The sequence below is a fragment of the Kribbella sancticallisti genome, assembly GCF_039530625.1.
Classification (GTDB): Bacteria; Actinomycetota; Actinomycetes; order Propionibacteriales; family Kribbellaceae; genus Kribbella; species Kribbella sancticallisti.
Genome location: NZ_BAAAOS010000059.1, coordinates 9,201 through 30,588, shown reverse-complemented (window position 1 = coordinate 30,588; position 21,388 = coordinate 9,201). Strand labels below are relative to the sequence as shown.

Annotated in this window: 22 protein-coding genes; 8 read left to right on the top strand and 14 right to left on the bottom strand. The window is 68.1% G+C overall.

Translation table 11 applies throughout. The features are described 5' to 3' along the window. Positions 1-133: 133 nt before the first annotated feature. The 14 genes from ABD255_RS37935 to ABD255_RS37870 form a co-directional block, all read right to left on the bottom strand. Complete coding sequence (locus ABD255_RS37935; RefSeq protein WP_344221645.1) at positions 134-358, bottom strand: hypothetical protein; 225 nt, start codon at positions 356-358, stop codon at positions 134-136. Between the two features lie 399 nt (positions 359-757). Continuing rightward, positions 758-1,195 (bottom strand): nucleoside deaminase, encoded by a 438-nt coding sequence (locus ABD255_RS37930; RefSeq protein WP_344221644.1) that lies wholly within the window; start codon positions 1,193-1,195, stop codon positions 758-760. A gap of 11 nt (positions 1,196-1,206) precedes the next feature. Continuing rightward, complete coding sequence (locus ABD255_RS37925) at positions 1,207-1,725, bottom strand: flavin reductase family protein (protein ID WP_344221643.1); 519 nt, start codon at positions 1,723-1,725, stop codon at positions 1,207-1,209. A gap of 25 nt (positions 1,726-1,750) precedes the next feature. Next, a complete protein-coding gene (locus ABD255_RS37920; protein WP_344221642.1) occupies positions 1,751-3,235 on the bottom strand; it encodes a 4-hydroxyphenylacetate 3-hydroxylase N-terminal domain-containing protein in 1,485 nt (494 codons plus the stop codon). Between the two features lie 23 nt (positions 3,236-3,258). Beyond that, on the bottom strand, positions 3,259-4,101 hold the full coding sequence (locus ABD255_RS37915) for an NAD(P)-dependent oxidoreductase (protein WP_344221641.1): 843 nt from the start codon (positions 4,099-4,101) through the stop codon (positions 3,259-3,261). A gap of 127 nt (positions 4,102-4,228) precedes the next feature. Beyond that, positions 4,229-5,107 (bottom strand): alpha/beta fold hydrolase, encoded by an 879-nt coding sequence (locus tag ABD255_RS37910; RefSeq protein ID WP_344221640.1) that lies wholly within the window; start codon positions 5,105-5,107, stop codon positions 4,229-4,231. A 2-nt stretch (positions 5,108-5,109) separates the two neighbouring features. Then, entirely contained in the window at positions 5,110-5,433 is a 324-nt protein-coding gene (locus ABD255_RS37905) for a Dabb family protein (protein WP_344221639.1), read from the bottom strand. Between the two features lie 19 nt (positions 5,434-5,452). Then, positions 5,453-5,755 carry an NIPSNAP family protein gene (locus tag ABD255_RS37900; protein WP_344221638.1) on the bottom strand — a complete coding sequence of 101 codons (303 nt, stop codon included), beginning with the start codon at positions 5,753-5,755 and terminating at the stop codon, positions 5,453-5,455. 18 nt (positions 5,756-5,773) lie between these two features. Beyond that, positions 5,774-6,427, bottom strand: a complete 654-nt coding sequence (locus ABD255_RS37895; RefSeq protein WP_344221637.1) for a cysteine hydrolase family protein — start codon at positions 6,425-6,427, stop codon at positions 5,774-5,776. Continuing rightward, positions 6,424-7,107 carry an MmgE/PrpD family protein gene (locus ABD255_RS37890; protein ID WP_344221636.1) on the bottom strand — a complete coding sequence of 228 codons (684 nt, stop codon included), beginning with the start codon at positions 7,105-7,107 and terminating at the stop codon, positions 6,424-6,426. The genes ABD255_RS37895 and ABD255_RS37890 overlap by 4 nt, the downstream gene beginning before the upstream one ends. Then, entirely contained in the window at positions 7,107-8,501 is a 1,395-nt protein-coding gene (locus ABD255_RS37885) for an MmgE/PrpD family protein (protein WP_344221635.1), read from the bottom strand. The genes ABD255_RS37890 and ABD255_RS37885 overlap by 1 nt, the downstream gene beginning before the upstream one ends. Further along, complete coding sequence (locus ABD255_RS37880; protein ID WP_344221634.1) at positions 8,498-8,866, bottom strand: cupin domain-containing protein; 369 nt, start codon at positions 8,864-8,866, stop codon at positions 8,498-8,500. Before ABD255_RS37880 ends, ABD255_RS37885 begins: the two co-directional genes overlap by 4 nt. Beyond that, positions 8,866-9,753, bottom strand: coding sequence for a phosphoenolpyruvate hydrolase family protein (locus ABD255_RS37875; RefSeq protein ID WP_344221633.1), 888 nt, complete (start codon positions 9,751-9,753; stop codon positions 8,866-8,868). Before ABD255_RS37875 ends, ABD255_RS37880 begins: the two co-directional genes overlap by 1 nt. Before the next feature lie 274 nt (positions 9,754-10,027). Beyond that, positions 10,028-11,233, bottom strand: a complete 1,206-nt coding sequence (locus ABD255_RS37870) for a Tm-1-like ATP-binding domain-containing protein (RefSeq protein ID WP_344221632.1) — start codon at positions 11,231-11,233, stop codon at positions 10,028-10,030. Between the two features lie 61 nt (positions 11,234-11,294). Between ABD255_RS37870 and ABD255_RS37865 the strand changes: the two genes are divergently transcribed. The 8 genes from ABD255_RS37865 (at position 11,295) to ABD255_RS37830 (ending at position 21,336) form a co-directional block, all read left to right on the top strand. Then, positions 11,295-12,833, top strand: coding sequence for an aminotransferase-like domain-containing protein (locus tag ABD255_RS37865; protein WP_344221631.1), 1,539 nt, complete (start codon positions 11,295-11,297; stop codon positions 12,831-12,833). Between the two features lie 291 nt (positions 12,834-13,124). Next, positions 13,125-14,174 (top strand): BMP family ABC transporter substrate-binding protein, encoded by a 1,050-nt coding sequence (locus tag ABD255_RS37860; RefSeq protein ID WP_344221630.1) that lies wholly within the window; start codon positions 13,125-13,127, stop codon positions 14,172-14,174. A gap of 3 nt (positions 14,175-14,177) precedes the next feature. Further along, complete coding sequence (locus ABD255_RS37855) at positions 14,178-15,737, top strand: ATP-binding cassette domain-containing protein (protein WP_344221629.1); 1,560 nt, start codon at positions 14,178-14,180, stop codon at positions 15,735-15,737. After that, positions 15,734-16,840, top strand: a complete 1,107-nt coding sequence (locus ABD255_RS37850) for an ABC transporter permease (RefSeq protein WP_344221628.1) — start codon at positions 15,734-15,736, stop codon at positions 16,838-16,840. Before ABD255_RS37855 ends, ABD255_RS37850 begins: the two co-directional genes overlap by 4 nt. Next, the gene (locus tag ABD255_RS37845; RefSeq protein ID WP_344221627.1) at positions 16,837-17,742 is read left to right on the top strand and encodes an ABC transporter permease; all 906 of its coding nucleotides are present in this window, start codon (positions 16,837-16,839) and stop codon (positions 17,740-17,742) included. Before ABD255_RS37850 ends, ABD255_RS37845 begins: the two co-directional genes overlap by 4 nt. A 34-nt stretch (positions 17,743-17,776) precedes the next feature. Continuing rightward, positions 17,777-19,372 carry a GMC family oxidoreductase gene (locus ABD255_RS37840; protein ID WP_344221626.1) on the top strand — a complete coding sequence of 532 codons (1,596 nt, stop codon included), beginning with the start codon at positions 17,777-17,779 and terminating at the stop codon, positions 19,370-19,372. Further along, positions 19,369-19,815 carry a hypothetical protein gene (locus tag ABD255_RS37835; RefSeq protein ID WP_344221625.1) on the top strand — a complete coding sequence of 149 codons (447 nt, stop codon included), beginning with the start codon at positions 19,369-19,371 and terminating at the stop codon, positions 19,813-19,815. Before ABD255_RS37840 ends, ABD255_RS37835 begins: the two co-directional genes overlap by 4 nt. A 36-nt stretch (positions 19,816-19,851) precedes the next feature. Continuing rightward, complete coding sequence (locus ABD255_RS37830; RefSeq protein WP_344221624.1) at positions 19,852-21,336, top strand: aldehyde dehydrogenase family protein; 1,485 nt, start codon at positions 19,852-19,854, stop codon at positions 21,334-21,336. Positions 21,337-21,388: the final 52 nt, after the last annotated feature.

Sequence of the window (21,388 nt, the reverse complement as noted above, 5' to 3'; positions counted from 1 at the left end):
CGGCGCCGGTAGGTGAACCGGCCGAGTGTCTCGAACACGAAAGCCCTCCCAGGGCGTACGGTGAACAGTGGTCGCTCGAGTGAACACGGTTTCAAGCGTCGCCTCCGCCGAGCCGTCCGCGGAGGCTCGGCGGTCAGTTCGCCGGAGCCCGCTGCTTGACCTCGACGGGATAGCCGGACAGTACGGCGTTCCAACGGCTCAGCTTCGTTCCGTCACCAGGCTGCGGTACGGCGATCTCGGCGGTGGCCGAGGATGGCCAGGCGACGTGCTGTGTCCGCGGCCTACCCGCGTCGGTCATCGCAGGATCCGGCTTGGACGCCGCGACGGCGGTGAAGCCGTGCTGCTGGCTCCCGGCCACGACGGCCAGACCAACGAGCAGGGCGAGACTGGTACGCAGACTCCGGCGTAGGACCGGGACGTCCGCAAGGCGACTGAATTCGATCCGATCGGGCGGTCATCGAGATCTGATCTCCTTCATTCTGGTGGTGATCACAGAATGAAGGAGGAGACGCAAGCCTGCGATCGTTTCCACGAGATCGAAAGCGAGAAGGGCCGTTACCCTCAGGGCGGGAAAGACCGCACACGAAGCTCGAGAGTTGGGCAGGCACCGATGGGTCGCTTGGTCGAGCGGCTTCAGGTTAGGTGGCCGGGCCGGTTCTGGAGCCTGAGGACGACGGCTTCGCGCAAGAGCTGTCTGGGTTCAACACGGCGGCCGTGCACAGTTTGGATGTCGCGGTCGGGATCACCAGCGAGGACGTCAGTCCAGCATCGGAAGCTCCAGCAGAGCGAAGCGGGCGAAGGGTTCCTGAGCCGACGGATCAGGAGCTGACAAGACGGCGAGATCGGGGAGATCAGGGCCCCCACCGCTCAGTCCGGCGTACAGCACCAGATCGATCCGGGCCAGCCGGGTCACCGCCTGGCACATCTCGCACGGCTTACAGGACGAGGCGACGTAGGCCTCGCTCAGATCTCTGCTGCCGGTCCGCTGACAAGCCTGGCGCACCGCCTCGGTCTCCGCATGAGCAGTCGGATCACCGTCACGCAGCACGGTGTTGACACCCTCACCGATCACCTCGCCGTCGCGGACGACGACCGCACCATAGGGTCGCTGCCCGCGGTCCACGTTCTCCACTGCCAGCTTCACCGCGAGCGCGACGAACTGCTGACTGCCGGCCGGGAGTCGACGCTCGTCCATCTGGGTCCTCCTCAGAGAAATGCGAGTAAATGCGCGTCGAATCCTTCACGCAGTTCGTGGTACCGGCCGCCATGGAAGACCAGCGGCGCGCTCTGCGAGGCCTCGATGACGGTCGGTGCACCGAGGAAGAGCCGATGGTCGCCGGCGTCGATCATGGCGGTCTTGTCGAGCACCATCCAAGCCGCGGCGCCCGTCACCACCTGGGCCTCGGGCGCAGCCGCCACCGTCGCCAACGGCGTTCCGGGCAACCCTGGACGGCGCCCGGCGAAGTGGTTGGAGATGTCGGCCTGCCCCTCCGCGAGGATGCTCACGGCGAACGACGACGACGCCTCCAGCACCTGGCACATCGTCGCCTGCTGGGCGATCGACACCAGCATCAGCAGCGGGTCGAGCGAGACCGACAGGAAGGAGTTGGCGGTCATCCCGTGCAGCTCCCCGGTGGGGGCCCGGCACGTCACCACTGTCACGCCGGTCGGAAATGCACCGCAGACCCGGCGGAACGAGAGGCGATCGACAGGAGGGACAGTCATGATCGTAGTGCTGCCAGGCTCCATCTCAATAGCCCGGGATCCGTGGGTCGTCGGCCGCGAAGTCCGCTCGGAGGTCCAGGTCCACCCCGGTGCTGTCCCTTAGTACCTTCGTCACCAGGTCGGCACAGGCCATGTCGTGGCCGGACTGCTTGAACGCCCAGCGGAGGCGCCGCCGCCAGAGCAGCTCGCCGCCGGTAGAGAGGCTGCTGAAGGCCGCCACCCGGCCCTCCGTCGCCGACGCCGTGTGGTCGGTGATGAGGTGGAACAGAGCCGATCGCTCGAGGGCCGACAGGTCGCCGCCACCGAACAACTTCTCGATGTAGGGCTGCAGGTCCCCTGCCGCGAGGTCCTGCTGGGTCGGGGCCATCATGACGCCCTGGCCCGCGAGCGTACGCACTGTCTTCGCCACCGTGGCCTCACCGGACAAGCCGTGCAGAGTGCCGACCGCGAGGTGCGACAGGTCCGGCAGCAGGTTGCCAGCCGGCGACAGTGAGGCGTCTGCCACCGAAGCGGACAGCGCGGTTCGCAGCGTCTCCGTCTGGATCGCGAGATCGGTCAGCACCTCGGTCACGCCAGGGATCTTGCTGGTCTTCAGCGAACTGGTCACCGCAAGGCCGAGGCCGAGCGAGAATTCGTACCGCGCCAGCATGCGGGCAAGGTGGCTGAGCAGCAGCCACCCCATCGCCCGGGTCAGATAGAGACAGGTCTCAGGCGCGCGGTGGGCGAACACCCGGTCCCAGGGAACGAACACCTTGCGCAGGATGAGGGCCGACTCGTGCTCGTCGAACCGGCTGCTGAGCGGGAACGAAAAGGGGTCCTGATCGAGGCTCGCCGGCTTCCGCAGCACCATCTCGACGCCGGGTGCATTCACCGGGAAAGCGAACCAGACCGCCTGGCTGACCGGCATCCCCGGATACGGGATCGGTGCGCTGAACACCTCGTCGGAGTAGGCCAGGCTGGTACCGATCGCGAGCGCACCGTCGACCACGATGCCGTCGTCGCGTTCCTCCACGACCTGAACCGCCAGCCGCTCCTCGGGTGGCCGGAACCGGTCGGTCTGCGCGGGTGCGTAGACGCCGGTCACAAACCGCCCGCCGGCCGCCATCGACCGGTAGTACTTCTCCGCGGTCGCCGCGGCACCGGACTCGCCGTAGCTGGCGAGGACGTCGGACACCCCGAGCATGATCAGTGCACCGTAGCCCGGAGTGTGGCTGAGGGTGCCGGCGTCTTGCTGCGCCACCAGGCGAATCGAGTCCGCCAGCTTGCGCAGCGTGCCGACATCCTTCGGTGCGATGAAAGACAGTGGCTGCCGCCCTTCGGGTCCGTCCACCCACAAGGTGTCGTTCCACTCCGGATCGCTGTGCCAGCCGTACCAGCGTGCATAGCTGTCGACCAAACCCTTGGTGATCGGCTCGGCGGCGATGTCTCCGAGCACACGGCCCTGGTACCAGACCCGGCGCCCGTCGGCCACGGATTCGCGGTACTCGGCGGCAGTTCGCATCGTCGTCATCGTGTGCTCCTGTCTTCGTTCGGTCATGCCCGGCCCGGCTGCTCGGCGCTGTCCGGTCCGTCCCAAACATGGCGCAGCAGCTGGAAGGTCATCGCGGTCATCGGCATGAAGGCCTCGTTCTCGTCGGCATCACGAAGGGCCGACCGCAGGTCCTTGAGGATGATCTCCAGATCGCCGCCGGGTTCGTGCACCTGCCACCAGGGTTTGATCCGCTCCCAGTTCTCCGACGCCCAACTGGCGCCGACACTTCGGGACAGGATCGTCATCAGCTGGTCCTCCGAGACCCCGTACCGCTGCGCGAACCGCAGCGCCTCCAGTGCGCCGAGCATGTTGATGCCCCAGGCAAGCTGTACGGCCAGCTTCGTCGCCTGCGCCGTGCCGACGTGATCGCCGACGTGGAAGATCTGCTCGCCGGCGAGCTCGAGCATCGGCCGGACCCGGGCGAAGACCTCGTCCGGGCAGGACACCATGAAGGCCAGGGTGCCCGCGTCCGCTCCCCAGGCCCCGCCGGTCATCGTCGCGTCCAGCGCGACCACCTGGTGCTCGGCGAGCTCGTCGGCGAGCTTCCGCATGCTGCCCGGGTCCAGCGTGCTGAGTACCACGATCGTCAGCGGCCGGTCGAGCTCCAGCCCGCGCAGCAGGTCGAGTGTCTGCTGAGTGGTGCGCACCGCGCTGAACACGGTGGACGTCGCCTTCCCGATCACCTCGCCCGCATCGGCCGCCAGCGCGATACCGCGTTCGGCCGCGAGAGTTCGACGCTCGGGCGAGGTGTCGAACCCGACCACCTCGTGACCGCCTTTGACCAGGTTGGCCGCGATCCCCAGGCCCATCGCCCCGAGTCCGATGAATCCGACTGTCTCTGTCACTCGTCAACCCTCCGCTCAACCGTCTCGACCGGAGCACGTGCCGGGTCGTGGCGATCATCTTATGATTGCAACAGTCAATTGTAAAGGGAATGTTCTCAACACATTGGCGCAATGTTATGGCTAGACGCTAGTCGACCATGCCGACGATCCCCCGCCCCAGTGAGTCTGGATGCCGGCCGCGCCAGCTGCCGACGCCGATCTCGTCCAGGAAGTCGTCGACCAGTCGGTTGAACTCGGCCGGTTCCTCCAGGTTGATGGTGTGCCCCGTTCGCGGCAGAACCGCCCAGGCAGCCGAAGGCATGGTGCGTTTCAGCATCAGGTTCGCCTCCAGACAACCGTCGTCCTCGTCGCCGCTCACCAGCAGGACCGGGACCTCGACTGCCGCCAGCTCTGCGGTCAGGCCGGTCAGGGACGGCCGTCGGGCCTGCACCCCGGCCAGCGTGTTGGCCAAGCCGACCCCGTCGTGGCCCGCCAGAACGGCGGCGAACTCCCGCCAGCCCCGTGGGTTCTTCTCGCGGTACTGGACCCGAGTGGGACCGTGCGCATAACGCTGCGCGGCGGACTGCGGGTCGGCACGGAAGCCGGCTGCCGCCGCCTCCGCCTCGGCCCGGAACTCGGCCTCCTGCCCGGGAACCGCGCCGTACCCGACGCCGGCCACGGTCAGCGACCCGCAGCGCTCGGGGTACCGAATCCCGAGGTGCAGAGCGCAGAAGCCGCCCATCGACAACCCGACGAGATGCGCCCACTGCGCACCGACCGTGTCGAGAACGGCAAGCGCGTCCGTCACCGCGATCTGCTGCGAATAGGCGGCCGCATCGGTCGGCACCCCGGACGGCTCGTAGCCTCGCGCGGCATAGGTGACACAGCGATATCTTGAAGACAGGTGCCGCACCTGCGGTTCCCAGCTGCGATGGTCACCGGCGAACTCATGCAAGAAGAGAATCGTCGGCCCGGTCCCGGTGACCTCGACATGAAGCTCGGTGCCGTCCGCGGCCGTGGCTATCATCGTCAGCCGACCCGTTCGGGCACGAGCCCCTGGCCGGCTTCGATCGCGAGCACGAGACAGTGCTCGGTCTCGGCCATCAGCACCCCCGCCAGCTCCTCGTGGCCGGGGTGCTTCAGATAGGCGTCGCGCCCGGTCTCGTCGCCGAACTCGATCACCAGCGCGTGCGTGTACCCCTGCTGGAACCCTTCCTCGCTGATGTCGGGCCCGGAGCTCGTCCGCACCGCCGACAGCGATTCCGCGAAGGTCGCGAGGGACGAAAGCACTTCGGTGACCTGGACCTCCCGGCCCGGCCTGGCTCGAGCCATCACCAGATGGAAGACGGCCATTCGGATCTCCTGTCCGCGGTCAGCGCTCGAGCGCCACGGTGTCGATCCCGGCCACCAGTGGAGGCTGACCGGCTCCGGCCTGCTGCACCGCGACCCAGTCGGGATCGTCGCGGAAGGCGGCCCACCGCCGCTCCTTGTCGCCCTCGTCCTCGAACTCGACGATGTAGACGAGCTGCTCCCCCTTCTGCAGGGTGCGCAGCCAGGGACCGTGCGCCGAGATCCCGTGCCGTTCGAACAGCGGCAGGCTGACCTCGCGGAACTGCGCGAACAGGTCCTCGGCCTTGCCGGGAGTGATGGTGTAGTACCTGAGTTCTGCGATCATCGGTCGATCTCCGATCGTTCAGGAAGGCTGGACTCCCGACCACGCGGTCAGGATCTCCTCGGTAGTGGTGACGACGGCATAGCGGTGCCTGGCCGACTCCAGCGTGGCTTCGTGCAGGCGCATGTCCCAGGACGCGCAGGCATCGGCGGGGATGACGACGAAGAACTCCCGGCTGAACGCTTCACGGGCCGTCGTCTCGACGCAGACGTTGGTCGAGACGCCGCAGCAGATGACGTTGGTCGTCCCGGTACTGCGCAGCACGAGCTCGAGGTTCGTCCCGGTGAATCCGCCGTACCGGTGCTTCTTCACGGTGAGGTCACCGTCGGCGGGCCGGAGTTCGGGGATGATTTCCTGGCCCCAGGTCCCGTCCAGACAGATGTCCGGCGCCGAATACGTCGCGCGCTGACGTGCGTCGACCCAGGGACCAGAGTCGCTCGCGCCGCCAGGCATGGTGGTGTGCTGTACATGCACGACCGTGACACCGGCCGCTCGGGCCGCAGCATGCAACCGCTGCATGGCCGGTACAGCGGTCCACGCGGCACTCAGGTCCCGGCCGCCGAGGCGAGCCGCCTTGCCCTCCGGATGGACGAAGTCGTTGGACATGTCGATCAGCACGAGTGCGGTCGATTCCGGCCGCACCCGGTCGGCGAGGGACCGGGTCGGCGCAGTCATGAGGCGACCAGTTCGCCGAGCAGCCAGGTCTGGCCGAGTCCGGCACAGATCGTTGCGATGTCCGCGCCAGGTGCCTGCAGAGCGACGAGCCCGCGCGAACCCTCGATACCGGTCACCGGTGCGGTGAAGCCGGCGAACGCCAGTTCAGCGGCCTCGATACCGTTCGCGACGGCACGCGTCCACTGGAAGCCGGCGACTCTGGTTCCGCCTTCGTGCAGCTGGCCGGCGGCCTGCGTGGACGCGATGCTCAGGGCCCGGGCCGCACTGTCGATTGTTGCCTCCAGCAACCGGCTCACAGCCAGCGCGACGCCGCAGGTGACCGAGACACCCACCGGGTCCCAGCCCTCCCGGCCAAGCTGCTCCGCGAGCGCGGCACGGAGCCGCAGACCGGTCTCCACTCCTACCGCCGCCGCCGTCACCAGGCCGCGGTCGTCGACCAGCGCCCGGGCCGCCTGAGCGGTTCCGGACACGATCAGCATCGCCTCGGCCTGGGTGTCTGCCGACGAGTACCGCTGCCAGATCCCGGTCCCGTCCAACGCCGCCGGCTCCCACTGGACGGGCGGTGGACCGAGCTCGTCCGCCGCCTGGTCGAGCAGCCTGCTGATCCCGGCCGCGACGCCCTCCGGCAGCCGAACCTCGGCCAGAGCGAATCCCGCGAGCTGCCAGGTCGGACCTCTCATCAAGCCTCACTCCCCTGGGTCTGACCGGCTACCGAGACGACGAGATCCCGCCACCGCGAACCACGTTCCAAGCTGTCCACCAGGTTCCAAAGGTCGATTCCGCTGACCGACCCCAGTGGCGCCACCAGCTGATCGACCTTCGCGACCAGTTCCTCGTCCGACAGCGGGCGGCTCAAGCTTCCCCGCGCGGCCCGGACGGCCGAAACCACCTCCCGGCCCGATCGCAGCACAATGCGCAGGTTCGCTTGATCGCGGTTCAGGTCCGACCGCGGCACCAGCACAATTCGTTGCCGAAGGCTCCGAACCTCGTCGGAGCGGGCCGACTCGTCCTCGAACTGCGCCAACCCGGCCGTCCCGGCGAGCAGTCCGACCGCGACCCCGTGGACGGCCGAGAACCTGGCCTGCAGACCTGTCTCCGGGTCCAGGTTGCCCATCAGGTCCAGCACCAGGGGATGACACTCGTAGTCGATCCGCTCGATCTCGTCCGGCCGGACCTCGTGCTGCCCGGACGCCTCGATCGCCGCATCGATCCCTGGATGCGCGACGATTCCGCAGGGATACGGCTTGTAGGTGTTGGACAGCAGTTCCCAGTGCTCACCGAAGCCGGTCAGCAACCGATCAGGATCATTGTCGGCGGACAGCGTCCGCAGCAACGGCAGCATGCTGCGCTCGCCCTCGGCGGACAGCCCGCCGTCCTCGTCGAGCCAACGCTTCGCCGTCGACGCGGCGACGAGACCGTTCGCCGCAGCCTTGCCTGCGTGCAGTGGCTTCAGCTCGGTGCCGAACGCCTCCCGGTGACCGAGGGTCTGCGCAGCGGCAAGACGGATCGAGACGGCCACCTGCTCGACCGACGCATCCATCAGCAACGCACTGGTTACTGCAGCGCCGACGACCCCGCAGGTACCGGTGATGTGCCAGCCGCGCTGGTAGTGCCCAGGGGTGACCGCCATGCCCAGGCGCAGCTGAGCCTCACAGCCGATCGCGAACGCCCGGAGAATGTCGTGATCCTGTCCGCCGGCCTGTCCCGCCATGCCCCACACAGCTCCGAGGCAGCTGGCACCCGGGTGGATCACCGTTGCCAGATGGGTGTCGTCAAAGTCGTCCAGGTGCGCCGCGAATCCCGCGATCAGAGCTGCCTGGTAGGCGTCGACCTGCTCCGTCCGGCCGATCACCGGCACCGAACCGGGAGGTCGGGTGAGAGCCAGCCGCACCAGCCGCCCGACCTCCTCGGACCGGCTGGCACCCAGCCCTACGCCGAGCACGTTCACCAGCGATCGGAGCGCCTCATGACGGACCGGCGCGGGCAGCGGGGCGTTGAAGGCCGTCCGGATGCGGTCTGCGAAGTCGCGCCACCACACGTCCTTCCCGACCCTGGACGAGAGCTCCGCCGTCATGACGGTTCGAGCCAGGTGATCGCGCCGAAAGACACCGCGAGCTGCGCCAGCTCCACACCTTCGGCCGAGCCGTGCCAGTGCTCCTCGTCCGGCTCGATCCAGATCGTGTCGCCTTCCTCGATCGCCAACGGCTCCGCGTTCCGCCGGCCGACGTAACCGCGACCACTGACCACATGGACCAGCTGTCCCTCGGAGTGGCGGTGCCAGTGACCACGGGAGCCGTCCGGCAACCGGATCAGCGCGCTCGTCGCCTTGGACGCGGCCGCGCTCTGGACCACACAGCTGAAAGCGGGGCCGGTGAACCGCTCGGGCTCGGGCACCGGGGTCGGGTCCTCGATCATTTCCTGCTGGGTCAACCGCCGCATCACTGTTCTCCTGTCCGGAACTCGCCGACGGCGGCATCCCGCTCGCCGAGCTTGATCGACTTGAAGCGGCGCATCGTGTCCACCATGGCTTCCTCCACCGGGATCCGTTCCATGCTCGAAGCCCCCAGGAAACCTGCGACCCCCTCGGTCGCTTGCAGCACCTGCTGGGCATCGTCCGGGGTCGCGATCGGACCGCCGTGGCAGACGACCAGGACGTCGGGCCGCTGGGCGGCACAGGCATCGCGGATCTGCTGGACCCGTTCGGCGGCGGCGGCCAGGCTCAGACCGGTCTTGGCGCCGAGGAGGCCGGTTGAGGTCAGTCCGACGTGAGCGACGACGACATCCGCACCGGCGGCGGTCATCTGCCGGGCTTCGTCGGTGGTCCGCACATAGGTGGCGGTCAGCAGCCCGAGCTCGCGGGCGGTGGCGACCATCTCCACCTCTTTGTCGAACCCGTAACCGGTCTCTTCGAGGTTGATCCGGGTGTCGCCGTCGAGCAGGGCCACGGTCGGGAAGTTCTGCACTCCCGCGAACCCCATCAGCTTCAGCTGCTCGAGGAACAAGGGGATGTTCTTGAACGGATCGGTGGCACACACGCCGGCCAGCACCGGGGTGGTGCTCACCACCGGAAGAACCTCGGCCGCCATCTCGACCACGATGTCGTTGGCGTTGCCGTACGGCATCATGCCCGCCATCGAGCCGCGGCCGGCCATCCGGAAGCGGCCGGCGTTGTAGATCACGATGAAGTCGACGCCCGCCACCTCCGCGCACTTGGCGGACAGCCCGGTGCCCGCACCGGCGCCGATCAGTGGAATCCCGCGGGCTCTGCGCTCCTCGAACCCACGCACCAGTTGTTGGCGATCGAGGACCGGTTCTCTGCCAGCCATGTTGATCCCTCCAGATGTCTGATCCACGTCCGCCAGCACCCTCGGTGACGGCACGCAACCTGTGAACACGGAGCCGTTCGAGCTGCGCCACGACGCGCCGGAGATCTGATCGGCGGCCGTCAGCCTGACACGGCCGCCGGGCAGTCACCGCTCTCCCCGGCACACCGCACACTAATACTTGGTGCACATATTGTAAAGGGATTGATCTGGAAACATTATTCTGCCAACAGCAGCACAGGGATTCGGTGCAGCACAGGGCCCAGAGAGCCCAGGGTCAGAGCGCGGCGATCAGGAGCTCCGCGGCCCGCTCGCCGAAGGCTTGCGTGTTCAGCGCACCGGGGACCACCTCGCAGGTGGCATTCGCCGGCAGACCGCTGCGCAGACTCGCGGTCAGCGCCTCGTCGGCCGCCGCATCCTCGAACGGGCCGCCCTGCTCGGACAGCGCAGACACCCCGGCGGTCGGCAGCAGCACCGTCACCGGCCCTCGGGCCGCTGTCAGCCTGCGGGCGATCTCGGCACCGATCAGGGCACATTCCTCGATCGAGGTCCGCATCAGGGTCGCGGTCGGCCCGTGCTGGTACAAGGTGCGCTCCCTGTACTGCGCGGGCACGGCGTCCGGCCCGCCGAAGATGACCAGATCGCAGCCACCCACGGAGACCACCTGGGGGATCGCCTGCTCCCCGGCGACGGTCAACCGCTCAGCCCCGGCATCATTGGTTCCACCGAGCAGACCGCTCGCGATCTCAGCGGTGGTCAGGTCCAGCACGCCGCGCAGCCAGCCGCTGCCGGCAAGAGCCTCCAGAACCCTGCCGCCGGCGCCGTTCGCATGGAAAGTGAGCGCCTCGCAGCCGGCGTCGGTAAGCCTTCGCGCCGCACCCGTCACCCCGGTCGTGGTGACCCCGAGCATGGTGAGTCCGACGGCAGGCGCTCCGCCGCCCAGATCAGCGGGCACTCCGATCATGGCCGCCACGGTGGCCACCGCGCGATCGATCTGGAAGCGATTGACGCGATTCACTCCGGCCAGATCGACCACAGCCGGCATCACCAGCAGATCGCTCGGCCCGATCACCGCCGACAGATCGCTGGCGGCCATAGTGGTCAGGATGACCTTCGGTACGCCGAGGGGCAGCGCCCGGAACGCCGGCGCCGCGACGGTCAAGGCACCGGAGCCCCCCATCGCGAGAACACCTTGGATCGCCCCCCGGCTCTGGAGATCAGCAACGATCCGAGCCAGCCCGGTCGACATCAACTCGAGGCTGGTCGAGCGGTCCGCGGCCGCACGCACGGTCTGAAGCGTCACCCCGGCCGCCGCGCAGACGGCCTCCGGCGTGATGTCGGCGGCGACAGTCGACTCACCCAGCACGCTGACGTCCACCAGCAGAGGCCGTAGTCCGCGCGCCGCGACCAGGTCACAGGCGAGTCGATATTCCTCACTCTTGGTATCCAGGGCTCCGGCCAGAAGTACGGTCGGTAAGCTCATACCCACTCCTCCGCTCTGTCACAATGTGGCCTAATGCGCCATTTGTTCATAGAATATTCCCATGTCTAATGATGTCTGGGAGCGCGCACGCGAGATCCGCAAGGTCGCCGAGGACGGCCGCCCCCTGTACGAACGGATCGCCAACGTGCTGAGCGACGCCATCCGCAGCGGTGAACTCGCTGACGGCCACCGCCTCCCGACAGTTCGTGAACTGGCCGAACTGCTGGAGATCAGCGCCACTACCGTGGTAAGTGCCTACAACCGCCTGCGGGCTGATGGCCTGGCCATCGGCGAGGTCGGGCGCGGGACTTTCGTCAGTCATTCGGCGGGGGCACCCACCGTCGCAACCGATCGGCAGCCGCTCCACATCCCCAGCAGCAGTCTGTTCGTCCCCGCGTCGACCGCCTGGCGGCGCCGTGCCCTGGCCAGCGCCGAGACGCGACTCCGGCTGGCGTTCCCTGACGCGGTCGACCTGATGCGCGGGGGCCCGGATCCCGCACTGCTCCCCACTACCGCCCTGCGCCGCGCCTGGCGGACCGCGGCAGACAACCTGACCGTCGCGGAGTTGCAGTATCCGATGCGGGTGGAAACCGACCCGACGCTGGTGGAGCAACTGCTTCCGCGGCTGGAGGCCGACGGAGTGGCAGCCGAGTCAGGCGAAATCCTGATCACCAGCTCGACCCAGCAGCTGCTTGCGCTCGTGGTCGAGCTGCTGCACGCGGACCGGACCGGTACAGAACCTGTCATCGCCGCGGTGGAGGAGCCTGGCTACCAGACCGCGATGGACACCTTCGAGCGCGGCGGGCTGCACCTGGTCGGAATGCCGCTCGACGACGAGGGGGTCCGGCCGGAGGGTCTGGAGGCAGCACTGGCCAAGGGCGCCCGGCTGGTCTTGTTCACCCCGCGAGCCCATAGTCCGACCGGGTCCAGCTGGACGACCGAACGCAAGGATGAGCTCGCCGAGGTACTGGCCGCATACCCCGACGTCTGGATCGTCGAGGACGACCACTTCGCCGAGGCGTCCACCTCGAAGCCCGGCAGCCTCCGCAACGACCCACGGCTGCGCGCTCGGGTGATCTACGTGCGCAGCTTCTCAAAGTGCCTGGCACCGGACCTTCGGCTGGCCGCCGCGGTGGCCGATGACGAGGTCCGCAGTCGACTGAGCCTGGCCAAGTCCTTCGCCGACGGCTGGACACCACGCACCGCCCAGCGCGCCCTTGCGGCACTGCTGGCCGATCCTGAAACCGATCGCGCCCTGGATCTCGCGCGCAGCACTTACGCGGCACGACGCAGTTCACTGGGCGCACTGATCCAGGAACGCACCGGCGGTGTCATCTCCCCCGTCATCGGCGCCGACGGTCTGCACCTGTGGTTCTCACTCCCTGCCGGTGGACATGCGGGCGAACTGGTCGCCGAGACTGCCCGGGCAGGCTTCCTGCTGGCTGGCGCCGACCCCTTCTACGTCGGACCGGGGCACGACAGATCGATCCGGCTCAATGCCGGCGTCGCACCGGTGGAGGTCACGGTCGGGGTGGCGCAAGCACTGGCCGACGCGCTGCGGCATCTCCCCAGCCGCAGCGAAATGGTGCTGACGCCCTGACCCCTCAGTCCGCACCATTTCACCTCGCCCCTGATCGGCCACCTCTGATCAGGGGCGAGGCACGTTCACGCCCTGTGATCACCTCCGCACTGATCCGGACCGGCAGCGCGGCCGCACCTCGTCCTCTCACCCTACGATCAGATTGATCATGGTCAATCGCGGAATAAATACCGAACAATAGGTAGACGATCTGATCACCTTTCCCTACGCTGATCGCAGTGATCCGCCATCGCCCAGCCGTTCTGGGATCGCTCAGGTGAGGTCACGCACTCCTAAGAAGCGAGGTGTGTGATGTTCGGTAACCATCCACTGCGGAGCGGACGTGCTCTCGTCGCCCTGCTGGCAGGACTGTCCGCTGCGGCGCTCGTGGCCTCGTGTGGCCGGGCCGCCGGCGAGGAAGCGTCGTCGAGCGGACAATCGGTCGCTCTGGTGACTCCCGAACGGGCCGGCGATGGAGGCCCGACCGATCAGATGCTCGCCGGGCTCGACCGCGCCAAGGCCGAGTTCGGGCTCAAGACCCGGCATATCGAGGCGACGGACACCTCGACGTACGAGTCGACGCTGCGCAACCTTGGTCAGGCGAAGCTGGACGTCGTGATCGTCGCCTACACGGGATTCACCGAGGCGATCACCGCAGTGGCTCCCGAATTCCCCGACACCCAGTGGATCCATCTCTACGCGGATCCGCGCAAGGCGGAACTGAGCAACGTCCGAACCATCAGCTACGACACCGGTGCACCCGGCTTTCTCGCCGGCGTGCTCGCGGCCACGGCCACCGGCGGGACCAAGGTGGGCTTCGTCGGCGGGGTGGCCTCGCCTCAGGTGAATGCCGACTACCACGCCTTCGTCGCCGGGGTCCGGGCCACCGATCCGGCCGTCCAGGTGCTCGGAGCCGTGGTCGGGAACTGGTCCGATCCGGTGAAGGGCCAGCAGGTCGCACAGACGCTCCTGGCGCGCGGCGTCGACGTCGTGCTCTCGTACGGCGGCGGCTCGTCCGTCGGCGTGGTCAAGGCCGCGAGGCAGAGCGGCGGACTCGTCATCACCGACACCTTGGAGAGCCAGGACGGCGCAGACGTGGTGGTGGCCACCGCATCGCAAAACTACGACGTCACGGTCTACCAGCAGCTGTCCGAGGTCCAGCGCGGTACCTGGAAGGCGGGTCACCTGGTCGCGGATCTGAGCAACGACGGCACCGCGCTCAACAAGGCGGAACTGTTCCGCGGTACCGGCGCCGAGGGTCCTCGAGCCAAGCTCCCACCGGCCTGGACAGCAGTGGAGAAGGCACGTCGGGGCATCGTCGACAAGAAGATCACAGTGCCCTTCGACACGACCGGATTCTGAGCCATGAGCATCCTCGACGCCCAGGACGGGCCGGCCGGGGCACGCACCCGGGCCGAGGCAGCCGTCACGCTCGACTGTGAAGACCTGGCGGTACGGTTCGGCTCGTTCTCAGCCCTCGACGGCGTCTCGGCGAGCTGGCGAGGTGGGGCAGTCAACGTCGTCGTCGGCCAGAACGGCGCAGGCAAGACCACGCTGGCCCGAGTCGTGGGTGGTCTGCAGGAACCGGTCGCGGGGCGAGTACGGGTCGACGAAGCCGAGTTGCCCTGGGGAAGCGTCTCCGGCGCCCGGCAGCGCGGCGTCGAGCTGGTCCATCAGCACTTCTCACTGCCACGAGAGTTCACCGTCGCCCAGGCGCTCGAACTGTTCAGCTCCGCAGCGGGAGCCGCCAAGCTCTTCAGTCGGCGCGCGCTGAGAGTCCGGGCCGCCGCGGCTCTGGCCCGGACCGGGGTGGAGGTCGACCCGGACGCCAAGATCGGCTCGCTGCCGGTCGAGTCGGTCCAGGCGCTGGAGATCACCCGGGCACTCGTCTCCCAACCCCGGGTGCTGATCCTCGACGAACCGACGGCAGTGCTGCCACCACCCGGTATCACCGCCTTGTTCGAGCGGGTCCGGGAGCTGGCCGACAGCGGGATCTGCCTCCTGCTGGTGCTGCACAAGCTCAGCGAGGTGTACGAGATCGCGGACACCGTCACGGTGCTCCGCGACGGCAGACTGGTTCTGCCACCGACCGACCCTGGTGAGGTATCCCGGCAAGACCTGGCCGAGCTCATCGTGGGACAAGCGACGCCCGATCCGCCGAAGGTCGCCCCACCGCCGGAAGGCGCGCCGGTCGTATTGCGTGCGACGGCGCTGGCGAGCCGGGCCAGCGGACACGACGCCGCCATCGATCTTCCCGGGCTGGAGATCGCCGCGGGTGAGATCGTCGGCATCGCCGGGGTGGAGGGCAACGGCCAGCGGAGCCTGGTGGAGGCACTCATCGGCGTTGCTCCGCTGGACGACGGACAGGTGTGGCTCGACGGCGTCGAGATCACCGGCGCCTCGGTCCGGAAGCGTCGGTCGCTGGGCCTTCGGGCGATTCCGTTCGACCGCAATGTCGAAGGCGTCAGCCGGTCCGGGTCGTTGTGGGAGAACCACGCCGTCCTGCGGAGATCGACAGACCGCTGGTGGCTGGCAAGGAGACGGCAACGCCAACGGTGCCGCAACGACCTGGATCGATGGAACGTGCGGTACCGCAGCGAGCAGCAGCCGGCCGGCGACCTGTCCGGAGGCAACGTCCAGAAGCTCATCCTGGCTCGCGAGCTCAACGAGGGCGTCCGGTTCATCGTGGCCGCCCATCCGACCAGGGGCCTCGACCTCGGGGCCGCCACGGCAGTCCGGAGCGCGATGGCGACGGCCACCGGAAGCGGTACGGCGATGTTGCTGGTGTCGGCCGACCTGGACGAACTCTTCCTGCTCAGTCATCGGATCGTAGTCCTGTGCGGCGGCAGGCCGACGGGGGTGTTCACCGCACCTTTCGATCGCGCGGCGATCGGCTGGGCGATGACGGCCGGAGAGCCGTCATGATCGCGGGCCGGGTCCGCGGGGTGCTTCGGCCGCTCAGCGTGGTGAGCATCGCGATCGTTCTGGTCCTGCTCATCTACGGCCTGCTCGGCTACAGCGTCACCGCAGTCGTCGACGGAGTCCTGGCCGGCAGCGTCACCAGCCCGTCCGCCGCCGAACAGACCTTGCGATGGACGGTGCCGCTTCTCCTGATGGGGCTGGGGATCGCGGTCGCCTTCAAGGCCGGCTACTTCAACGTCGGCGCGCAAGGACAGATGTACGTCGGCGCGATGGCGAGCCTGGTCGTCGGTCTCTGGGGAGACGGCCGAGCACCCGTCCTCGTCATCCCGCTGGCCTTCGTCGCGGCCGTTCTGGCCGGTGCGGTGTGGTCACTGGCAGCGGGGCTGTTGCGGCTGCTGCTGGGCGCCGATGAAGTGGTGACCAGCCTGATGCTCAACTTCGTCGCCGTCCTGTTGTTGCAGTGGTCCACCTCCGGTCCGCTGAAGAGCCGGGCCGGCACCGGTCAAGCCGCCACCTCCGAAAGCATCGACGCCGGCTATCGGATCAGTACCTCTACCGGGGTCTCCGTCCCGATTTTCGTCATCTGCGCGGCCGCCGTCGCGGTCACAGCGATCCTGGTCAACTGGACCCGTACCGGTCTGGAGATCTCCCTGGTTGGCCGCAATCCTGTGATGGCGCGGTGGCAGGGCATCAACTCGACCGGCGTCGGGCTTGTGGTGTTCGGCTTCAGTGGCGGCTGTGCCGGTCTGGCTGGTGCAGTCGAGGCCTTCGGACCGGCCGGGAGTCTGCGGGCCGGATTCTCACCCCAGGTGGGCTTCATGGCCGTGGTCGTTGCCCTTGTCGGTGGTCTCGGAGCACTCGGGGTTCTCCTGGCCGCGCTCTTCTTCGGCGCGCTGCGAGCGGCCTCGCTGTATCTTCCGGTGGTCACCAACCTGCCCCAGAGCGGCATCGATCTCCTCAGCGGCGTGATCGCGCTCCTGATCACCGCAACAGGCATTCCGCTGCTGCGGCGCAGGCGACGCAGGAGACGAGCACCCACTGCCGGCGGAACGAGCGAAGTAGCGGATCGGCCGGTCGCGCGCCGCCGGGAGGTGGTGGCGCGATGATGGATCTACTCGTTCTCTGCCTCCAGGCGGCCACGCCGATCTGGCTGGCCGCGCTGGGCGGCCTGATCGCCCAACGGAGCGGCGTACTGCACCTCGGTCTCGAAGGCCTGATGTTGAGTGGCGCGTTCACCGTCGTCGCGGTGACCGTGCGGACTGGCTCACTGGCCCTGGCCCTGGTCGCCGCGATCGGCGTCAACCTGGTCATCTCGGTCGTGTTCTGGTTGTTGATCAGCCAACTCAAGGCCAACGCGATCATCGTCGGGCTCGCGATCTCGATGACCGCGGCCGCCGGTACGACGTTCGCACTCGTCACCATCTTCGGATCGCAGGCGGCCATCCACACCGACGCCGCGCTGCCTCGGCCGCTCGATCTCACGAACGGTCCGCTCGCACCACTCGGCAAGCTGACGGTGCTGACCTACGTCGCTGTCGCGCTCACCATCGCAGCGGTGCTGATCCTCACCCGGACCCGGTGGGGCCTGCGTCTGTCGGTCTGTGGCGTCGACGAGTTCGCCGCCCGCAGTGCCGGCGTGAACGTCGTGCTGACTCGGCTCGCCGCGCTGTGCGCAGCCGGCGTCTGCTGCGCGCTGGCAGGGACGGAACTGGCCCTGGCCAACGTGCAGAGCTTCTCCGAGAACATGACTCAGGGACGCGGATATCTCGCCTTCATCGCCGTCCTCCTCGGCGGAGTGTCGCCGGCCGGCGTAGCGGCCGCCTCCGTGTTCTTCGGCCTGGCCGACGGGATCGGGGTCCGGTCCCAGCTGGGCCTGCACGGACTCGTCCCGGTGCAGTTCATCCAGATGCTGCCCTACCTCTGCACGATCGGCGCGATGGCAGCCGCCGCACTGATCAACCGGCGTCGCGGAGTCAGTCCACCGACGAACGTCGACGACCTGACCTGAGTACTACGAACTCCCCACCATGGAGGTCATCCAGATGGCAGAGACGATCGACGTCGTCATCGTCGGCGCGGGCCCGGCCGGCGCGGTGGCGGCCAAGGAATTCACCGACCACGGATACCGGGTCGTCTGCCTCGAGCAGGGCGACTGGCCCGACTACGCCAAGGCCCGCTCCGGCCATGCCGACTTCGAGCTGGGAGCACGCAAGCACTGGAACTGGGACCCGAACGTCCGTCGTGGCTTCGGCGACTACCCGGTCGACGACCGCGAGTCGGACATCACCGCCTTGATGTACGCCGGGGTCGGCGGCGCCAGCGTCATCTACGCGGCCCACTGGGAACGCTTCGTTCCAGCGGACTTCCGGACCCGGATGATGGACGGTGTCGGTGACGACTGGCCGTACAGCTACTGGGATCTCGAGCCCTACTACACCGAGATCGAGCAGCAGTTCGGCATCAGCGGGTTCGGCGGCGACACCTCGTTCCCCGCGGCGGAGGACCCGCCGCTGCCACCCGTACCGCTGAACAAGGTTGGCCGCCGGGGTGCCGAGGCGATGCACGAACTCGGCTGGCACTGGTGGCCAGGTACCAACGCCATCGCCACCAGGGACTACGGACCGCTGCACGTGTGCGGCCAGCGGACGGCCTGCCCGTTCGGCTGCCCGACCGGCGCCAAGGGCTCGGTGGATCGGACTCATTGGCGCGGACTGGTTGCCGCGGGCCTCGAGCTGCGGGCCGGTGTCACGGTCGAACAGGTACTCACCGACCGCGGGCGAGCTTGCGGGGTCGTCTACGTGGACGAGAGCGGCAGCCACCACCAGCTCCGCGCGAACGTGGTGATCCTGGCCGCCAACGCACTCGGCACACCGCGGATCCTGCTGAACTCCGCCGACGGATCCGGGATCGCCAACAGCACGGACCTGGTCGGTCGCCGGTTGATGATGCATCCGTTCGGCAATGCCATCGGCTTGTTCGACGAGGACATGGAGTCCTGGCGGGGCCCGTTCGGGCAGTATCTGCACTCGCTGCAGTTCTACGAGACGGACCTGTCCCGCGGGTTCGTTCGCGGGGCCAAGTGGGAACTGATGCCGGCCGGTGGACCGCTGACCGCGATGCTGCCGGGCGTCTGGGGCGACGAGCCGGTCTGGGGCCCGCGGTTCACATCCGTACTGCGCGAACGGTTCGGCCGAGCCGCCTTCTGGGGCGTCATCTGTGAGGACCTCCCCGATCCCGGGAACAGGGTCACGATCTCGGCTGACACCGACGCCCGCGGAGTACCCGGTGTCAGCATCAGCTACCGCATCTCCGCCAACTCCGAAGCGATGATGGAGTGGAACCTGGCCCGGATCGGTGAGGTCCTCGAGGTGATGGGCGCCCGGGAGACGATCTTCAACAGCCACCTCCGGGGTACCGGTTGGCATCTGCTCGGCACGACCGTGATGGGTGACGATCCGGCCGGTTCCGTGGTCGATCAGTGGGGCCGGTGCCATGACGTCGAGAACCTGTTCGTGATCGACGGCAGTACCTTCCCGACCGCGTCCGGGGTCAATCCGACCGCGACGATCGCGGCGGCCGCGCTGCGGTCGATCCGGCACCTGATCGCGCAGCGCGCAGACGTGCGGGTGTCGGCATGAGTGCGGCGAACGGCGCGACCGAGGATTGGCGCGCGCTGATCGATCATCTGATTCCCGGTGGCGACGGACTGCCGGCGGCCTCCGCTGTGGGTCTGCACGACGACCTGCTGGACAAGGTACTCAGAGTCCGGCCCGATCTGCGGCCGGATCTGGACGAGGCCCTGGAACTCATCTGCGGCCTGGCGCCCGCCGAGGCCGTCGTCGCCCTGCGGCGAGAACCCACTGTCTACAGCTCCGTCAGCGTCATCGTTGCCGGCGGCTACCTGATGTCCAACGAAGTCACCGCAGCCCTGGGGTATCGCTACGAAGAGGCGAAGCCGGTGAACTCCGAAGACGTCCTGCGAGCGGTCGACGACGGCCTGCTGGACGGAGTGGTCGAGCGCGGCCCGATCTACCGGCTTCCTCCGGACGCACCCACGTCGGCCTTCGAAGCCTTCGACTGAAGCGATCTGACTCATTACGAAAGCAGGTGCACCATCATGACCCGAACCATCGAATCCGACCTCACCACACCGAGGACCTTCGGCCACCATGTGGCGGGCCGGTCGTTGACCGGGCCGCCCTTGCAACGCTTCGCGCCGGCCACCGGCGTCCTGGTCGCCGAGTACGCCGACGGCTCGGCGGACGACGTCGACGCCGCCGTCCGCGCGGCATACGCCACCTTCGGATCGACTCGGTGGCAGCGTACGTCGGCGATGGCCCGGGCCGAACTACTCGACAATCTCGCTGCTCTGGTTGCGGAACACCAGAAGAAGCTGGCCTGGCTCGACGCCCAGGAAGTCGGTAAGCCGTACCGCTTCGCCCTCGGCGATCTGCAGCAGGGGGTGGCCCACGTGAAGCAGGCCGCCGCGATCGCCAGGACCTTGCGAGGAGAATCCTTCACCGGCATCAGCCCCGGCTACTCCGTGATCGCCGACCGCCGGCCGGTCGGCGTGGCCGGTCTCATCCTGCCGTGGAACTTCCCCGCGCTGATCGCCCTGCAGAAACTGCCGTACGCGCTCGCGGCGGGCTGTGCGGTGGTCATCAAGCCGTCGGAGTTCACCTCCAGCTCGGCCCTCGAGCTGGCTCGCTTGGTCGATGCCGCCGGCTTCCCGCCCGGGCTGGTCAACGTCGTGACCGGTACCGGTCCAGTGGTCGGGTCTGCTCTGGTCGAACACCCGCTCGTCAGGTACGTGTCGTTCACGGGCTCCACAGCCACAGGCCGTTCGGTGCTCAAGGCGGCAGCGGACAGCGTGACCCGGGTCGGCGTCGAGCTCGGCGGCAAGACCGCGAACGTGGTGCTCGCGGACGCCGATCTCGAGGCGGCGGCCGAAGGCGTGGTCTTCGGTGCTTTCGCCAACCAGGGCGAGTCCTGCGTCGCGAGCTCACGGCTGCTGGTCGACCGCCGGGTCGCGAAGGAGGTGGTCGCCGCGGTGATCAAGAGGGTCGGGCAGCTCAAAGTGGGACTGCCTGACGATCCTCACTCCGACCTGGGTGCCTTGATCCATCCACACCATGTGGAGAAGGTCGTCCGGCTGGTCGACGCGGGCATCGCGGCCGGCGGTGAGCTGCTGCACGGCGGAGGCGCCCCGGGCGAGGAGCATCTTGCCGCCGGGGCGTTCTACCAGCCGACCGTCGTCGGCGCGGTCGATGCCGAGTCTCCCTTGTTCCAGGAGGAGGTCTTCGGACCGGTCCTGAGCGTGACCACGTTCGACGACGCAGACGAGGCGATCGCTCTGGCCAACAACACACCGTACGGGCTGGCGCACTCGTTGTGGACTCGTGACGTCGAGCGGGCCTTCTCCCTGTCCAACCGACTCGAGGCCGGCACGGTCTGGGTCAACACGTGCAGCGACGGGTCACCAGCGATTCCGTTCGGAGGGATCAAGGGCTCCGGGTTCGGCCGTGAGGCCGGGCCGGAGGGGTTCAACGAGTTCACCGAGTACCGAACCGTCCAGTTCCGCACCGAGCGCCGGCAGAACTGACAGCGACGGCACGACCGGTGAGCTGACAGCGACTGCAGGGCAGGCAGCGAAA

Excerpts from the sequence above, each read along its gene's own strand:
- ABD255_RS37920 (WP_344221642.1), bottom strand. The coding sequence starts at position 3,235 with ATGACGACGATGCGAACTGCCGCCGAGTACCGCGAATCCGTGGCCGAC.
- ABD255_RS37835 (WP_344221625.1), top strand. The coding sequence starts at position 19,369 with ATGAGTGCGGCGAACGGCGCGACCGAGGATTGGCGCGCGCTGATCGAT.
- ABD255_RS37930 (WP_344221644.1), bottom strand. The coding sequence starts at position 1,195 with ATGGACGAGCGTCGACTCCCGGCCGGCAGTCAGCAGTTCGTCGCGCTC.
- ABD255_RS37900 (WP_344221638.1), bottom strand. The coding sequence starts at position 5,755 with ATGATCGCAGAACTCAGGTACTACACCATCACTCCCGGCAAGGCCGAG.
- ABD255_RS37875 (WP_344221633.1), bottom strand. The coding sequence starts at position 9,753 with ATGGCTGGCAGAGAACCGGTCCTCGATCGCCAACAACTGGTGCGTGGG.
- ABD255_RS37910 (WP_344221640.1), bottom strand. The coding sequence starts at position 5,107 with ATGATAGCCACGGCCGCGGACGGCACCGAGCTTCATGTCGAGGTCACC.
- ABD255_RS37860 (WP_344221630.1), top strand. The coding sequence starts at position 13,125 with ATGTTCGGTAACCATCCACTGCGGAGCGGACGTGCTCTCGTCGCCCTG.
- ABD255_RS37895 (WP_344221637.1), bottom strand. The coding sequence starts at position 6,427 with ATGACTGCGCCGACCCGGTCCCTCGCCGACCGGGTGCGGCCGGAATCG.
- ABD255_RS37885 (WP_344221635.1), bottom strand. The coding sequence starts at position 8,501 with ATGACGGCGGAGCTCTCGTCCAGGGTCGGGAAGGACGTGTGGTGGCGC.
- ABD255_RS37830 (WP_344221624.1), top strand. The coding sequence starts at position 19,852 with ATGACCCGAACCATCGAATCCGACCTCACCACACCGAGGACCTTCGGC.
- ABD255_RS37840 (WP_344221626.1), top strand. The coding sequence starts at position 17,777 with ATGGCAGAGACGATCGACGTCGTCATCGTCGGCGCGGGCCCGGCCGGC.
- ABD255_RS37870 (WP_344221632.1), bottom strand. The coding sequence starts at position 11,233 with ATGAGCTTACCGACCGTACTTCTGGCCGGAGCCCTGGATACCAAGAGT.
- ABD255_RS37890 (WP_344221636.1), bottom strand. The coding sequence starts at position 7,107 with ATGAGAGGTCCGACCTGGCAGCTCGCGGGATTCGCTCTGGCCGAGGTT.
- ABD255_RS37855 (WP_344221629.1), top strand. The coding sequence starts at position 14,178 with ATGAGCATCCTCGACGCCCAGGACGGGCCGGCCGGGGCACGCACCCGG.
- ABD255_RS37845 (WP_344221627.1), top strand. The coding sequence starts at position 16,837 with ATGATGGATCTACTCGTTCTCTGCCTCCAGGCGGCCACGCCGATCTGG.
- ABD255_RS37865 (WP_344221631.1), top strand. The coding sequence starts at position 11,295 with ATGTCTAATGATGTCTGGGAGCGCGCACGCGAGATCCGCAAGGTCGCC.
- ABD255_RS37850 (WP_344221628.1), top strand. The coding sequence starts at position 15,734 with ATGATCGCGGGCCGGGTCCGCGGGGTGCTTCGGCCGCTCAGCGTGGTG.
- ABD255_RS37925 (WP_344221643.1), bottom strand. The coding sequence starts at position 1,725 with ATGACTGTCCCTCCTGTCGATCGCCTCTCGTTCCGCCGGGTCTGCGGT.
- ABD255_RS37905 (WP_344221639.1), bottom strand. The coding sequence starts at position 5,433 with ATGGCCGTCTTCCATCTGGTGATGGCTCGAGCCAGGCCGGGCCGGGAG.
- ABD255_RS37880 (WP_344221634.1), bottom strand. The coding sequence starts at position 8,866 with ATGCGGCGGTTGACCCAGCAGGAAATGATCGAGGACCCGACCCCGGTG.